At 61.2% G+C, this 14,786-nt stretch carries 14 protein-coding genes; 4 read left to right on the forward strand and 10 right to left on the reverse strand.

From position 1 onward, the window contains the following. Positions 1-90 precede the first annotated feature (90 nt). Positions 91-927: an alpha/beta fold hydrolase gene (locus tag MJ205_RS11340; protein WP_239812534.1), complete on the reverse strand. Its 837-nt coding sequence runs from the start codon at positions 925-927 to the stop codon at positions 91-93. Between the two features lie 236 nt (positions 928-1,163). On the opposite strand from MJ205_RS11340, the gene MJ205_RS11345 reads away from it, so the two are divergent. After that, positions 1,164-1,664: a MerR family transcriptional regulator gene (locus MJ205_RS11345; RefSeq protein ID WP_239812535.1), complete on the forward strand. Its 501-nt coding sequence runs from the start codon at positions 1,164-1,166 to the stop codon at positions 1,662-1,664. A gap of 138 nt (positions 1,665-1,802) precedes the next feature. Here the strand turns inward: MJ205_RS11345 and MJ205_RS11350 are convergent, their stop codons facing one another. From MJ205_RS11350 to blaOXA, 3 genes are all read right to left on the reverse strand, one after another. Beyond that, entirely contained in the window at positions 1,803-2,729 is a 927-nt protein-coding gene (locus MJ205_RS11350; RefSeq protein ID WP_239812536.1) for an NAD-dependent epimerase/dehydratase family protein, read from the reverse strand. Positions 2,730-3,049: 320 nt separating this feature from the next. Then, positions 3,050-3,976 carry a polysaccharide deacetylase family protein gene (locus MJ205_RS11355; protein ID WP_239812537.1) on the reverse strand — a complete coding sequence of 309 codons (927 nt, stop codon included), beginning with the start codon at positions 3,974-3,976 and terminating at the stop codon, positions 3,050-3,052. 13 nt (positions 3,977-3,989) lie between these two features. Further along, complete coding sequence (blaOXA, locus tag MJ205_RS11360) at positions 3,990-4,796, reverse strand: class D beta-lactamase (protein ID WP_239812726.1); 807 nt, start codon at positions 4,794-4,796, stop codon at positions 3,990-3,992. 674 nt (positions 4,797-5,470) lie between these two features. Here blaOXA and MJ205_RS11365 point away from each other — a divergent pair. Both MJ205_RS11365 and MJ205_RS11370 read left to right on the forward strand, forming a co-directional pair. After that, positions 5,471-5,635: a hypothetical protein gene (locus tag MJ205_RS11365; protein WP_239812538.1), complete on the forward strand. Its 165-nt coding sequence runs from the start codon at positions 5,471-5,473 to the stop codon at positions 5,633-5,635. Positions 5,636-5,751: 116 nt separating this feature from the next. Then, positions 5,752-6,381, forward strand: a complete 630-nt coding sequence (locus MJ205_RS11370) for a hypothetical protein (RefSeq protein WP_239812539.1) — start codon at positions 5,752-5,754, stop codon at positions 6,379-6,381. Positions 6,382-6,563: 182 nt separating this feature from the next. On the opposite strand, the gene MJ205_RS11375 is transcribed toward MJ205_RS11370, so the two are convergent. Further along, positions 6,564-7,466, reverse strand: a complete 903-nt coding sequence (locus tag MJ205_RS11375; RefSeq protein ID WP_239812540.1) for a LysR family transcriptional regulator — start codon at positions 7,464-7,466, stop codon at positions 6,564-6,566. Positions 7,467-7,562: 96 nt separating this feature from the next. Between MJ205_RS11375 and MJ205_RS11380 the strand changes: the two genes are divergently transcribed. Next, positions 7,563-8,546, forward strand: a complete 984-nt coding sequence (locus MJ205_RS11380) for an NAD(P)H-binding protein (protein ID WP_239812541.1) — start codon at positions 7,563-7,565, stop codon at positions 8,544-8,546. Between the two features lie 141 nt (positions 8,547-8,687). On the opposite strand, the gene MJ205_RS11385 is transcribed toward MJ205_RS11380, so the two are convergent. The 5 genes from MJ205_RS11385 to MJ205_RS11400 all read right to left on the reverse strand — a co-directional run bounded on the left by MJ205_RS11385 (position 8,688) and on the right by MJ205_RS11400 (position 14,724). After that, complete coding sequence (locus MJ205_RS11385; RefSeq protein ID WP_239812542.1) at positions 8,688-9,041, reverse strand: hypothetical protein; 354 nt, start codon at positions 9,039-9,041, stop codon at positions 8,688-8,690. Positions 9,042-9,823: 782 nt separating this feature from the next. Beyond that, the gene (locus tag MJ205_RS23775) at positions 9,824-10,123 is read right to left on the reverse strand and encodes an SMI1/KNR4 family protein (RefSeq protein ID WP_446715069.1); all 300 of its coding nucleotides are present in this window, start codon (positions 10,121-10,123) and stop codon (positions 9,824-9,826) included. A gap of 938 nt (positions 10,124-11,061) precedes the next feature. Further along, positions 11,062-11,361: a hypothetical protein gene (locus tag MJ205_RS11390; protein WP_239812543.1), complete on the reverse strand. Its 300-nt coding sequence runs from the start codon at positions 11,359-11,361 to the stop codon at positions 11,062-11,064. 153 nt (positions 11,362-11,514) lie between these two features. Further along, complete coding sequence (locus tag MJ205_RS11395; protein WP_239812544.1) at positions 11,515-13,362, reverse strand: acyl-CoA dehydrogenase; 1,848 nt, start codon at positions 13,360-13,362, stop codon at positions 11,515-11,517. Between the two features lie 177 nt (positions 13,363-13,539). Further along, complete coding sequence (locus tag MJ205_RS11400; protein WP_239812545.1) at positions 13,540-14,724, reverse strand: acetyl-CoA C-acyltransferase; 1,185 nt, start codon at positions 14,722-14,724, stop codon at positions 13,540-13,542. Between the last annotated feature and the right edge of the window lie 62 nt (positions 14,725-14,786).

Consider the following 14,786-nt stretch of genomic DNA (forward strand, 5'->3'; position numbering starts at 1 on the left):
CACCCAGGGCGCCGTTCGGCGCGCCCACCCTGGACCATTGCCGCATGGTCCAAGGCGGCTCATCAGCAGGGCGCCCCGGTCTTCTAGCGCTTACTTTTGAATGAACGCAAGCAGATCTGCGTTGATGGCATCCGCGTTTTCGGTATGCATGCCGTGCGAATAGCCCTTGTAGATTTTCAACTCGCTGTTGGCCAGCAGCTGGTCTTGCAGCACCGCCGCGTTTTTATAGGGCACCACCTGGTCGTCATCGCCTTGCAGCACCAAGGTAGGCACGGTGATGGCTTTCAGGTCGGCCGTCTGGTCCGTTTCTGAAAATGCCTTGATGCCTTCATAGTGCGCTTGGGCGCTGCCCATCATGCCTTGGCGCCACCAGTTCTGGATGGTGCCCTGCACCGGTTTGGCCCCAGCGCGGTTATAGCCGTAGAAGGGGCCAGTGGGCACGTCGATGTAGAACTGCGCACGGTTGGCGGCCAGCGCGGCGCGAAAACCGTCAAAAACTTCCATCGGTGTGCCTTCGGGGTTGGCCGGGGTCTTGACCATCAATGGTGGCACGGCGCTGATGAGGACGGCCTTCGCCACCCGTCCCTGGGGCTGACCGTACTGGGCCACATAGCGCGCCACCTGACCACCGCCGGTGGAGTGGCCCACATGGATGGCCCGCTGCAGATCCAGATGCTCGGCTACCGCCGCAGCGTCCGCCGCGTAATGGTCCATGTCATGGCCTTCGCTGACCTGGCTGGAGCGGCCATGGCCACGGCGGTCATGCGCAACCACGCGAAAGCCCTGGGCAAGAAAGAACAGCATTTGGTTGTCCCAGTCATCAGCGCTCAGCGGCCAACCATGGTGAAAGACGATCGGCTGTGCGTCCTTGGGCCCCCAGTCTTTGTAAAAAATCTGGACGCCGTCTTTGGTAGTGACAAAGGACATGAAAAACTCCTAGCGGTTGACGAAAAAGAAGGGTGCCAAGCCTGTGAACGTTAAAATAAGGCTGTTGCACCGCTGTGTAAGACGTTGTCAGGGGGCCGCGTGCGGCAATGGCCCGGTTGCGTCCGCTGGCATGGCGGGTGGAGGGCGCGCACCACCAACCGCCTCTGCAGCACTGGCCTTGCCAGCGCAGTAAGCTTCAACGTGCAGGGACGTTCAATGCACCACGAGAATGACGTATGAATATTGGTGAACTGAGCAAACGCACAGGTCTGTCCACATCGCGCATCCGCTTCTACGAGCAAAGCGGCCTGCTGCCAGCGGCGCAGCGGGGCTTGAACGGCTACCGCAGCTACCCGCCGGAGATGGTGCAGATGCTGGAGTTGGTGGTCATGGCGCAAAAGGTGGGTTTCAGCCTGGAGGACATTCGCGCATTGCTGCCACGCGGCCTGCAAGGCTGGGACCATGACGGAGTCGTGGCCACCTTGCGCCAGAAACTGGCCGACATCAAGGCCATGGAAAAACAACTGCAAACCAGCAAAAGGCAGGTGCAGGCCTTGTTGGCCGACATAGAGGCGCGGCCAGATGACATGGATTGCCAGGACAACGCGCGCCGCGTGCTCACCCATGTGCTGGCACAGCAGTCTGCATCGCTGCCCTCTGCATCCGCTGCCGAAGAGAAGATGGGCCGGCTGATGCGTGCCGGGCGCAAGCAGCGGGCCAACGGCGCCAAGACCTGAACAGGTGCCCAAGTCGCGTTGCGCGGCAAACACCTCCCGGGCCGGTCCGGCTCAACTCTGGCAGCCACCGCGCCCTGGCGTGCACAGGGTGGCCGCCATCCTCGCGCTGGGCGGCGCCCTGCAGGGAACGCTGTGTGCTCAGGAAGACGCTTGCGCGATGTGCCTCAATCCCTGTTCGTAGCTGGTGACCACAAAGTGCGGAAAACGACGCCGGAACTTGGACGAATCAAAAACAAGGTCGTGCGCGTAGCGTGGTAGCAGTTCGCGCAGCTCGCGCACCGGCTTGGACACCCAGCTCGCAGCCACCAGCGCCCAATGGCTCAGCACGCGGTAGCGTGGCGCCACCCCGAAAGTGGTGGCGGCCACGTGCACAAAGGCTTGGTAAGTCAGGCGCTCGTCCCAGCAAGGCAGGTGCCAGGTCTGGCCGTATGCATCCTCCGTATTGCCAATGATCGCCATCGCGCGGCTGGCATCGGGCGTCCAGATCAGCGTACGCAGCGTGTCATCCCGTACCGGTACCTTGGCCTTTCGGCCAGCCTTGAGCGGCTCAATCACCAGCGTGTTGGTGACGCTCTGGGTCTTGCCAGGGCCATAGAACTCTGGCGCACGGGCAATGGCAACGGGGATATCGCCGCGTTGCATCTCGGCCAGCACCATCTCTGCCATCAAGGCCCGCACGCGGCCCTTGCGCCCTGTCGGGGCAAAAACGGTTTCCTCGGTTTGCCGCTGCGCGCTTTGCGGATACATATAGGTGTTGTCAAAGTAGACAAACTTGGCCCCCGCTGCCCGGCTGGCATCGATTGCGTTACGCAGCATGGCCGGAAATTGCGTTTCCCATAATGCGCTGTCCGGAGGCAGGCCAGCGGTGAAATACACGACCTCACTGCCACGCACTGCGTCCAGGGTCTGTATGGCATCGAGCAGGTCGGCGCGGACCAGTGCGTCGGTATCGTTGACCTTGCGCGGCTGGCGGCTGACCAGGCGCAGGTTCTGCGTGTAGTGGCGCTTCAACGCACGCGCCAACTCGGTCGCGATTTGGCCATTGGCCCCCAAGATGGTTTGCATGTCTACCCTTGCAGCATCGGATGTGGTGAGAAGACAGCGAGCTTAAGCTTCAAGTTAAGTTGAATGTCAAGCGCTCACGGCACCCGTCCGGCTTCGGGCAGAAGACCAGACCGCAGGCTTTGCGCGCCAAAGGGGCATCGCCCACCTGCCGAAGGCCGTACACAGGCCCGCCGCCGCTGGTTGGCACGGTTACTGCGCTGAGGGCGGCCGCCCGCTGCGCTGGGTGGTGTTGCGCAAACCGATGCCGAGAGACGGCGAGCTGCTGGCAATGCCCAGCGCGGCTCCCCTGCCGCACCATCGTCAAACCCCTTGCCAGTGCATTACTGCGCCATGTGCGCCGGTATCAGTCCCTGGGCGCGTAGCGGGGGCGCCTCGTAGACGGAATCCTCGGCCGGGTAGCGCAGACCCGGTATCCCCGCCGCCTTGGCGCTGGCCCAGAGGATGCTCTCGCCTGCTGGCAAGGTATCGATCTGCTCGGTATAGATCGGGTCATCGAAGGCGCTCCTGGCCGTGGTGAAACTCCACCCGCGCTCCCGGAATGCCCGGATCAATTCATCGAGCGCGGCAGCATTGATCCTGTTGGTGTGCAGCAGCATCACATGGGCTGGACTGCGGCCCAGGACCTGCCGGGCCAGGCCGTCGTAGTAGGCCGCGCGGTCCAGCAGATGCGCGATGTACGCGGCCTTCACCTGGTCGGCCTTGGCGGCATTTGCGTCGTTCAGCCAGGCCACATACACCTGGTTGTAGTACCAGTCGCTCGCGTCGATCGACACCGGAGCCGCCCTGTAGCCTGCGGCCTGCATCCACAGGCGCATGCCGTCCCGCTTGGCCAGCGTGTTGCCTTCCTTGAGGTACGGAAAGCGCAGCATCTTCGTCCAACCAGGTACCCGGCTCAGCACGGCGCCGGCCTCCTTGACATCGCCAATAAAGTCCGCAAGCGGCACTTGAGGCGACCCCAGGCTGCGGTGCCGGGACGTGTGGTTGCCCACGGCGTGGCCTGCACGCCCCCAGTCCCCAATGAGGTCCAACCCCTCACCCCGGCCGGTACGCACCAGTGACGGAAACACCATGGACGAGATGCCCGCATCGCGGAGCGATTTCAGGATCTGCCGGTTCCACGATGCAGCCGCAGGCTCGGTTGAAGGGTCCAAGCCGTCATCAAACGTCAGTGCCAAGGTCTGGGCCGGAACACAGGATGCGCTGAAAAGCAAAAGAACGGCGGCAAGCGCGCGACGCAGCACGACCATGGCGATGCCCTTCTTACTGGTCAGTGGTGGGCAAAAGCCCAAGGAGCTCTTGGCGCGCACGCAGCCCCGCGTTGGGCTTGAGGGCTTGCGCATCCTGGATCAGGCGCACAAACGCCAGCCTGCGCGCGCCCCTGGTCGCCCAGCCGACGTACCAGCCATACGCGTGGTTCGCGTCATAGCGGTGGTCGCTGCCCGGCGACCCGGTGCCCGTCTTGCCATGCACAGTCCAGCCGTTGACCTCGGTGCCGTAGTTCGAAATGCCGGCGGTCATGTCATAGGCATGTGCACTCACCGGCAGTTGGCGGCGCACGATCTTGCGCATGAACGCGAGCTGTTCCTCAGCGGAGATACGCAGCGAACTCATCACCCAGACCCCGTTCTGCCCCGGTTCATCGACCGGTACCGCAGAGACATCGGCATTGCCATATTCGAATGCCTTCACGTAGTGCGCGAGGCGCTCCTGCCCTAGCCGCTTGACCACCTGCTGCGAGTACCAGAAGACCGAATCCCGCATCCAGGTGGTCGGCGTGATGTCCCGCCGCCAGGCATCGCCCGCCCAATCCGGATAGCCCGTCTGGTACGGCAAGGCAGGCTCTGCAGCATCCTTGAGCACTCCCGCGTCGTAGCCCATGAGGCTGATGGCGAGCTTGAAAGTCGAGGCAGGTGTCACGCGCTCGGAGCAGGCCGGGCCTTGCTGCACCAGCAGCTGGCCGGAATCGGCGTCTGCCATCAGCGTGCATAGCGTACGCGCGGTGGCGATGGGCGCTGAAAGAACGAAGACCACTGCGGCGGCAGTGGCCTGGAGAGCGCGTTTGCACATGTAAAAGGTTTCCAAAAGAAAGGAGAGGACTACAGCGCCGGGCATGCCGGTGGAGCGTCCTGCGGGTCCTGTCACCCCAAGAACCCGACGATGCCGGCCCAGTGTGGGGGTAGTGTCGCAGTGTTCTGGCCTCGCGCGTGGCGTATTTCACAAAATGGTTTCGGCGCCAGCGCGCCAGGCCCCCCCCAGGCACCGCCGTAGCGGGCTTCAGCCGCCACTCAAAGACTGCCCGACGCCACCTCCACAAATAGCCCCTCTCCCGGCATCACTGAAATACTGGCCCCCGCCCAGGCCTGCCAACAGCGCAAACCGGCCGAGGTGCTGCTGCACCACCAGGAAGAAAACGTACTAGGCGCCATCGACACCGAGTTGCTGCCCCAGCTGCAGCAGTTGCAACTGGCTTTGGCCCAGGAGCAAAGCGGCTGCAGCACTGCAAGGCGGCCATGCGGCGCGCCGCTTGGCGCAAGACCATCCCAGCGCTGCCTGGGTTGCTGGAGTTGTACGCGGGTCCGCTGTCTGTGTGGTCTGCTGAGGTTGCTGCGCGGGTTGAGGTAGAGATCCGCGAGCCACTGCGAGGGCATTTGGGGGGCTATGGGTTGCCGGTGCTGCCAACGGAAGCCGCTGCCGTGGTGCTGCCAGCGGGTGTTACTGGCCCTGATGCGCTTTACGCGGCTTTGCAAAATGCTGTGTGCGTGCAGATGGTGGCTGCGTTTGCTGCTGCGGTGGATGCTTGCAGCCATGCGCTGGAGCCGATGCTGGTGCAAACCGAGAAGATGCAGGCGCACCTGCGACGGTGCGTGCAGGATCTGCAGGATTTAGGCATGTCGCTGCGTGGCTGACTGCAAACGGCCTCAACTCTCCCATATATCTCCTGACCTGCCACATAGAGTCACTGCTTGAAACCCCATTCGGGCTTCGGGCAACAACATGCCCATTTTTTTCAAAGGTGTGGACGATGCTCAAGAGCCGTATGGTTGGGTGTTTGCTGGTCGTATTTCTCAACGGCATGGCCACTGCGCAAACGGTCTCGACCTTTCCGCCCGGCAGCCCCCTCTATGAAGCCGTCAAGGAGAACCTTCTTCAAAACGGCAACAAGGATCTGAGCCCGGGGACCGTCAACCAGCACATCCAGGCATCTGCCGTTATCGCCCAACTCAACGAGGAACTGGTGGCCTACTTTTCTGACCGCCACATGCAATCCGAGATCGACAATACCCGGGCGGGCTACCCATCGCTGAAGGTATATGTCAAGAACCTCCGCCCCCAGGACAGAAAGTACATCGCCTCCCAGCCGCAATATGCGCTAGTGACGCTGGTCAACAGCCAGCTCAACAAAACCGAGGCAGCGCAGATCAACCAGACCATTGGCGAAACGCTGGCCAAGGATGCAAATCTGCTGGAACTCGTATACAGCGGCCACTACGATCCCGCAACTGATCGCTTCATCGTGAAAACCTTGACCGATGACACTAGGGAATTGGAAGCTGCACTTCAATCACTGAAAGAGCGTTTCAAGACCAGGATCGCGTACTTGAAAGTTGAGGGGGCCTCGGCAGTGCGGCCTCGTTTGCTCAGAGCGGATTGATTTTGCTTAGCGGTAGCCTGTGACCGTAGGCTCAATTGAAGAGTCAGTGGTACCAGATCCTTGCTCTCGTAATTCAAGCCGTCCTTTGAATGGCAACGCCTGTATTGCTTCACTGCTCATCTCAATCTGCTGCTTGCGCCATTGGCAAACTACCGCACCTTGCCATGCGCTATGCCGGGCTATTATGAAGCTATGTAGCTCTTTAGCCCGGTCAAAAGCGCATCAAACGTCACCTTGCAACTCGGGTTGTTGCGCAGATCTTCGTGCATGGTGATCCAAGTCTCCAGGCTCAACGGTATGCTTCCCGGCAATATGTTCACCAGATTGGGCTCGCGCGCTGCCAGATTCACTTGGCACACGCCAATACCGTAGCCTGCTCGGATCAGCGCCATCTGCGCCATATCGTTATCGGTGCGCAGCGCAAAGTTCTCCCGGCTCCAGATTGGGAATGCTTTGCGCGCGGCACGAACAAACGGCGTCTCTTCATCAAAGCCAATCAGCGCGTGCTGCGTCAGATCGGCCAGCGAGGCAGGGGTGCCATGCTTTTCCAGATAACGCTTATGCGCATGCAGGCCAAGTGGTATCACCCCCACGCGCCGGGCAATCAATTGCTCTTGGCGGGGTTGTGTCATACGTACAGCGATGTCGGCCTCACGCTGCAGCAAGTCCTGCACACGGCTGGTCAGCACCAGTTCCACCGTCAGGTCGGGGTAGGTGTCCTGCAGTTGTGCCAGGAGCGGTGGCAACACCTCTTGACCTATCACTTCACTGGCCGTCACCCGCACCGTACCCTGGATGCCCGATCCTTGACTTTTGGCCGCACGTTGTAACGCAGTGGCCGCCCGTTGCATGGCCTGAGCCAAGGGCTGCAGGGCCAGCGCCGCCTCGGTGGGCAGCAGCCCCGTTTGCGAACGGGTAAATAGCGTCACGCCCAGCGCCTTTTCCAGCGAGACCACGTGCCGTCCCACAGTTGGCTGGGCAATTCCCATGGCGCGCGCCGCACCGGACAGTGAACCCGCGTCCAGCACGCCCAAGAAAGAGCGGTACAGCTCCCAGCCAATCTCGGTGGTGTTGTCGATAGTCATACAAAAATGTATAACGACTATCATATATTGGTCAATTGCTTAATAGCATGGCTCGCCCGAAACTCCCAACATCGCAACAGATTCAGGAGTATTGAAATGGCAAGCAACATGGCCTTGGTTCTAGGCGCCACTGGCGGTATCGGTGGTGAAGTAGCCCGACAACTACGCGATGCAGGCTGGACAGTGCGTGCATTGCGCCGCAGCGGTGAGCACCACATTGAGCAGCGCGACGGCATGGTCTGGGTACGCGGCGATGCGATGAGCTTGGACAACGTCCTGGCCGCTGCCAAAGGCTGCTCCGTCATTGTCCATGCCGTCAACCCTCCCGGCTACCTTCGCTGGGGTGAGTTGGTACTGCCCATGCTGGACAACACCATCGCTGCCGCGCAGGCAAACTGCGCCACCATCGTGCTGCCCGGCACCGTCTACAACTATGGCCCCAGCGCCTTTCCCACCTTAGGTGAGGATTCACCGCAACAGCCCGTCACCCGGAAGGGGGCCATCCGTGTCGAGATGGAGCGGCGCCTGCAGCAGGCCAGCAGTGGAAGTTGCAAAGTGGTTGTGGTGCGCGCGGGGGATTTTTTCGGACCTAAGCCAGGCAATAGCTGGTTCTCACAGGGCATGCTAAAGCCGGGCCGCCCCGTCAAGGCCATCAGCGTTCCCAACGCACCCGGCGTGGGACATCAATGGTCTTACCTCCCTGACGTTGCCCGCACGATGGTGGAGCTGGCGGAACGGCGCGACACGCTGGCACCCTTTGCTAGCTTCCACATGGCCGGCCATTGGGATGCCGACGGCACCCAGCTGGCCGAAGCAATCTGCCGCGTAGTCGTCAAGCGCGGCGGAGTCCGGCCTAAAGTCAGAGCCTTCCCTTGGCGGCTTACCGCGCTTGCCGCTACCTTTGTACCGACACTGCATGAGCTGCGTGAGATGCGCTATTTGTGGACCACCCGGGTAGAGATGAAGAACGCCAAGCTGGTCGCAACGCTTGGGCATGAACCGCATACGCCGCTGGATGACGCTGTGGAGGCTGCCTTGGAAGGTATGGGTTGCCTGCCGGCAATGGCTGTTGGCAAGTGACGCCCCGTCAAATAGTCTTCATCGCAGCGGTGCCTACCGCATGCGCTTGAGCGATATCCACGTTGGAATGTTGTGACTGACCTGCTCTGAAATGAGAAGTGCCCGAGCAAATGCTATGGGACTTCGATGTGGCACACCAAGCTATGCATTACGAGAAGCTAGGGCATTAGAGATAGCCATAAAAGTAGCTATCATAAAGCTTCCTTCATTCGAATCCGCCTCATGAAACTCGCCATCCAATATACGCACTAGCAATCCACTCGAAGCAAAACCATCTAATGATCCATTAATTTCGAAGCACCTTTTAACTGCATTAAATACGGACGCTTTGAAAATATCGGGGATTTGCTCTTGAGACACCTGCCAGCTAAATGCAAGATCTCCAAGCGAGTTCTCGATTGACAGCATGACTTCTCCATACCGATGGATTCCACCAGCCTGGCGCACAAATCTTCCCCTCCCGATAAAAGCTGAAGAAATAATTAATTTTTTCATGACTTCACATGGCCATTTATTGCATAATTTTCTCAGACTCGAGCGGCTTTCATAGCCATCTGCAGTATTGCATCAATTGAGACAGCCTCCCTACGCAATAGTCCACCCAGTGCATCTTGACGCGAATGTCTGCAGGTAGTGCGCCTATTACGTCCATCACATAGATGTCGGCAAGCCGCTTAATGGGTGTCTCCTGTTACCGCTCCATGTCTGTATCGCTCATTTCCCCAACTTCCGCTGCTGGCCGACTAAAGCCGTTCGATTGATCTAGCCAGAATCTCAGCAGGAAATGCCGAGAAATGGCCGCACCCTCCAAGCTTCTCATTAGGACCAAGCAAGGTCCCGAGCACGATGACTCGTTTGCCATGCCATCGCCGGAGCTGTTTTTCGTTGAACTGCAATGCGCCCGTCCCAATACTCAGCCAGATGCTAGATGGCATTACCGGCCCCCCATCTGGCACATTGCGACGTTCTGCCTTGGGGAAATGGTCCAAGGCAGTTCCTTCGAATTCAAAGCAAAGGATACCCTGCACTGCGACGTCGCCACCGACTAAAGTGGCAAGCTGATCAAGCGCGGCATGGACGCAAAGCGGATGTTTCATCGAATTTAGACACAAGATCAAATATCCATTTGGGGCTATTCAACCTCCAGCACCCTGGTGCGGAGCCAAGCGTTGAAGTCCTTCGCCACTGGCGAAGGACGATGGGTGTTGAGTTGGGAACAGACGACTGCCATCTCTCCTGACGAGTTGGTAGATGCCAAATCAATGCAGTGTGGAGCATCATCCGGCTGAATGACCAGAAGCGAGAGAGGCAAACCGAAGTCCATCCGAGAGCGCATGGTCTCCCCATACGCCGATCCACCCGAGAGGTCGAGAGGATTCCCGTCGATGATTCCGGCGACTTCGACTCCGTCTAAGTTCAGCGCCCGTGGAACTAAGAAACTCCCGATAACATGGCGGCAACTTCAGCTGCAATGCGCGTTCCAGCGCTTGGATTTGCGCCTCATTCGCACCACCAGCAGTCCATATATCTCTCCCGTTTGCTGACGCGGCTATGAGCCTCTCACGCACAGTTTTCATGGATTCCTCAAAAAGATAGTCCACTGCAGCTGACTCTGACGCGATCTTCCGTTTGCCACGGGCTCGGGGGACAGGTCTGGTCGAAAATGATCAGTAAAGGCTTTAAACAAGCGAGTCCTTGAGCAAGCGATAGCCGGATGCTGGCCGTTCACAGAATGCGTATGTCATGGTTGCAAAGTCATAGATCAGCGGCGAGGCAAGAAAGATCGCTTTCGGTCGCAAGCTGCATCCTAGCGCAGCTTGGCAGCTGCACCCGGCAGTCGCTGCGGACGTACTCTCCATCGGATATCCTGACGGCATGCACCCATCCTGTCCCCAATGCCATGGAAAAATAACATTCAGCGAAGCTGGTGGACTCTTCGAGATTCATTGTCTGAGCTGTGATTGGACGGTCGAGGGGACCGTCAGCTACAACTGGCCAGACATGCGGCCTTCGGAGCGCATGCCCATCATGGCGGCAAAGGTTACAGGGCCAGCGTCAGCGGCAGCACTCAAATGCGTGCGAGACGTCTTCGCTGAGGCAAGACAGCTCCCCTTGGGCGTGCTTGCGGCACAACTGTCATCGTCCGACGGACTGCTGGTTGGCACATTACAGACTTATCGCCTGACGGACGTGGAGTTGCGGCTATCCGGGTCTGGTGTGTATTTGGAGCGGCTGCCTCATGAGGACGATGAGCGTTAGCAGCTCAACAGTCTGGTTGCAGCAAACGGGCGATCACTCCCATTAGCTATCTGTCGCCGCGCCTGCAACCAAAGGAACCATGTCCAAATCGGCTCGATCAACGCTGCTCTCAGCGTTGCGCGCTGAGGTAGCACGCGCTTCTCCAGCGCAGATGGTGGTCGCTGTAATAGGTATCGCTGCCGTTGCCAAGACAGATGCAATAGTAAGTTCCGTCCGATATCTCCATGTCGCCCTGATGCAAGACCAGTTCGCAAAGCTACCGACGGGTCGTGTCCGCGCCGATTTCTCGAAGAAACCTTGAGACCGCTGAACGGGCTTCAGCCTCATCCATGGAAAACTTGCGCTGCAAGATGGAAGTGCAGGATTGAATGCAATTCTCGACCATGACCCCATAAGGAGGCTCATCGAAGAACTCCGCGCCCCACTCCTTGACCAAGAGGCTGCCTAGTTGATCTGCGAGTGCCTTTAGGTTGCTGTGTGTCATGACCACATCGCCAGAATCCTCGAGTTGAACGAGTCCGGCAAGCAGGCAGGTAGAAATTTGCGCTTGGTTCATGCAGCGTTGTCAGTGAAGTAAAGCCAGGCACCGCTATTCGGTTTGCAATTGCTGGCGATGGAGAGTCCGCAGGTTGGCGGATTCTGCCCTGAAACGGCGACGCGGCGGAGCATCCAACACAAGCCCCGACCTGGCCATTTCACACCCCTCCGCTCAAAAACCGCTCCCCTCCACCTCCAAAAACAACCCCTCCCCCGCCATCACCGGCGCCAGCCAGGCCTGCACCAGCGGCAACTCATACGCGTAAAAATAGCGCGCGCAATCGAGCTTGCCTTGCAAGAAGGCCTGCTGCCCAGCATCGGCCGCCGCCATGCCCGCATGCGCTTTGACAGCGATATCCAGCCACAGCCAGGCCAGCGTGACATGGCCGAAGGCGGTCATGTAGGCGGTGGCGTTGGCGAGGGCCAGTTGGGCGTTGCCGCTGGACCAGGCGGCATCGGTGGCGGCTTGTAGGGCTTGGGTGGCGGTGGCCAGGCTGTCGGCCCAGGGGGTGCATGCGGGGACCGTTCTGGCAGCGGCGACGGTTTGTGCGATCTCAGCCTGCAGCAAGGCCCAGGCGGCGCCGCCGTCCATGCGCATTTTGCGGCCCAGCAGGTCGAGGGCCTGGATGCCGTGGGTGCCTTCATGGATCATGTTGAGCCGGTTGTCGCGCCAGTGCTGCTCTACCGCATAGTCGCGCGTGTAGCCATAGCGGCCCAGCACCTGGATGGCGAGGCTGTTGCCCTCCTGGCACCACTGGCTGGGCCAGCTCTTGGCGATGGGGGTGAGCACCTGCAGCAGCAACTGGGCGGCATCGCCCTGCTGCGGCGCGCCGGCGCGCTGGGTATCGACCAGCCTGGCGCAGTACAGCTGCAGCGCGAGCGCGCCTTCGGCATAGCTTTTTTGCGCCAGCAGCATGCGTTTGACGTCGGCATGCTCGGCAATGGGTACCTGGGGCTGCTGCGCGTTCTTCACCACCTTCTGGCCGGCAGCGACCGGGCGGCCCTGGGGCCGCTGGCGGGCATAGTCGCGCGATTGCAGGTAGCCGGCATAGCCCAGCATCGTGGCGCCCAGGCCCACCTGGATGCGGGCCTCGTTCATCATGTGGAACATGCACTGCAGGCCCGCGCCCAGCGCGCCCACGCGGTAGCCAATGGCCCCGCCCCGCTCGCCATAGTGCAGCAAGGTGTTGACGGTGCCCCGGTAGCCCAGCTTGTGGTTCAGCCCGGCCAGTGCAATATCGTTGCGCTCGCCGGTCACCCGGCCTTCGGTATCGACCAAGTATTTGGGCACGATGAACAGCGAGATGCCACCCACGCCTGCGGGCAGTTGGCCGCTGTCGTCGGGCACCTTGGCCAGCACCAGGTGGACGATGTTCTCGCCCATCGCATGCTCGCCGCCAGAGATCCACATCTTGCGGCCCGTCAGCCGGTAGCGCGGGCCCAGCGGGTCGTCGGCAAAGCCGGCGCCATCGGGCACGGCACGCGTCGTGATGTCCGACAGGCTGGAGCCGGCCTGCGGCTCGCTGAGGTTCATCGTGCCAAAAAAGCGGCCTTGCAGCTGGGGCAGCGCAAAGGCCTTTTGCTGCGCGGGCGTGCCATGGGCCATCAGCAGGCCGGCATTGGCCGCCGTCAGCATTGAATAGGCCTTCAGGGCAATGCTGGCCGCCGAAACCATGCTGTTGGCCGCCATCTCCAGCACGCAGGGCAGCTGCATCCCCCCCACCTCGTAGTCGTGCGATGCCGCCAGCATGCCCGATTCGGCATAGGCGGCGCATGCCGCCGGTGTGCAGTCGGGCAGGTGCAGCTGCTGCCCGTCAAAATGCGGCTCCTGCTGGTCGACCAGGCGGTTGAAGGGCTCGAACTTGTCGGCGGCCAGCCGCTCGCACAGGTCCAGCACCGCGCCATAGGTCTGGCGGTCGTGCCCGGCATAGCGCGCATGGCGGCCGAGCGTTTCTACCTCTAGCCAGTCGTAGAGCAAAAAATCCAGGGTCTGGCGGATGCTGGCGTAGTCGAGTTGCATGTTAGAACGTGTTGAGGATCTCTACGCAGCTGCGTTGGAGAGCCATCGGGATGAGTTCGAAGGGATGGAACGCAGCTTGCACCGGGGTGCAAGCAAGGGCCAGCGCGAAGAAATCGCCCGATTTCGCTCCAACCCGTAGGGACACTGTCGCGGCGCGAGGAGATCGTCAGCACGTTCTTACCCCACCTCAAACAGCGCAGCGGCCCCCATGCCCCCGCCCACGCACATGGTGGCCACCACATAGCGCACGCCCCGGCGCTGGCCTTCCAGCAACGCGTGGCAGGCGATGCGGGCGCCCGTCATGCCATAGGGGTGGCCGATGGAGATGCCGCCGCCGTTGACATTGAAGCGCTCGGGATCGATGCCCAGCTGGTCGCGGCAGTACAGCGCCTGGCAGGCAAAGGCCTCGTTCAGCTCCCACAGGCCGATGTCCTGCACGCCCAGCCCGTGCTGGGCCAGCAGTTTGGGGATCGCATAGATGGGGCCGATGCCCATCTCTTCCGGCGCGCATCCTGCTACCGCCATGCCCCGGTAAATGCCCAGCACCTCCAGGCCCCGGCGCTCGGCCAATACCGAATCCATGACCACGCAGGCCGAGGCGCCATCCGACAGCTGGCTGGCATTGCCGGCGGTAATGACGCCGCCCTCGATCACCGGTTTGAGGGCGGCCAGCCCTGCCAGGCTGGTGTCAGGGCGGTTGCCTTCGTCGCGGGCCAGGGTCACGGCCTGCAGGCTGACTTCCTTGGTTTGCTTGTCGGTCACCTCCATCTGGGTGCTGAAGGGCACGATCTCGCGGTCGAACAGGCCAGCGGCCTGGGCGCGTGCGGTGCGCAGTTGGGACTCCAGCGCATAGGCATCCTGCGCCTCGCGGCTGATGCGGTACTGGCGCGCCACATGCTCGGCCGTTTGCAGCATCGGCATATAGGCATGGGCGGCATGGGCGATGACGGCCGGATCGCGCTCGCGGCTGGCCCATTCCATATAAGGCGTTTGCACGGCGGTGATGTTCTCGCAGCCGCCTGCCACCACCACCTGCATGCCATCGACCAGCACCTGCTTGGCTGCGCTGGCAATCGCCATCAGGCCGGAGGCGCATTGCCGGTCTACCGTCTGGCCCGCCACGCTCATCGGCAGGCCTGCGGCCAGCAAGGCATTGCGTGCCAGGTTCATGCCGGCGGTGCCTCCGGTCAGCACGCAGCCGACGATCACATCGTCCACCTCCGCCGGGTCCACCCCGGCGCGCGCCACCGCGTGCTCGATGGTGTGGCCCATCAGGTGGGGCGAGCGGGTGTGGTTGAGTGAGCCTCTGTAGGCCCGGCCGATGCCCGTGCGGGCGGTGGAAACAATGACGGCGTCTTTCATGGCGGTGCTCCTGGATGGTGATGGGGTTGCGGCGCTGAGGCGCTGAGGCTCTGGTGCTCAGG

Source organism: Comamonas sp. B21-038, assembly GCF_022387135.1.
GTDB lineage: Bacteria > Pseudomonadota > Gammaproteobacteria > Burkholderiales > Burkholderiaceae_C > Comamonas > Comamonas sediminis.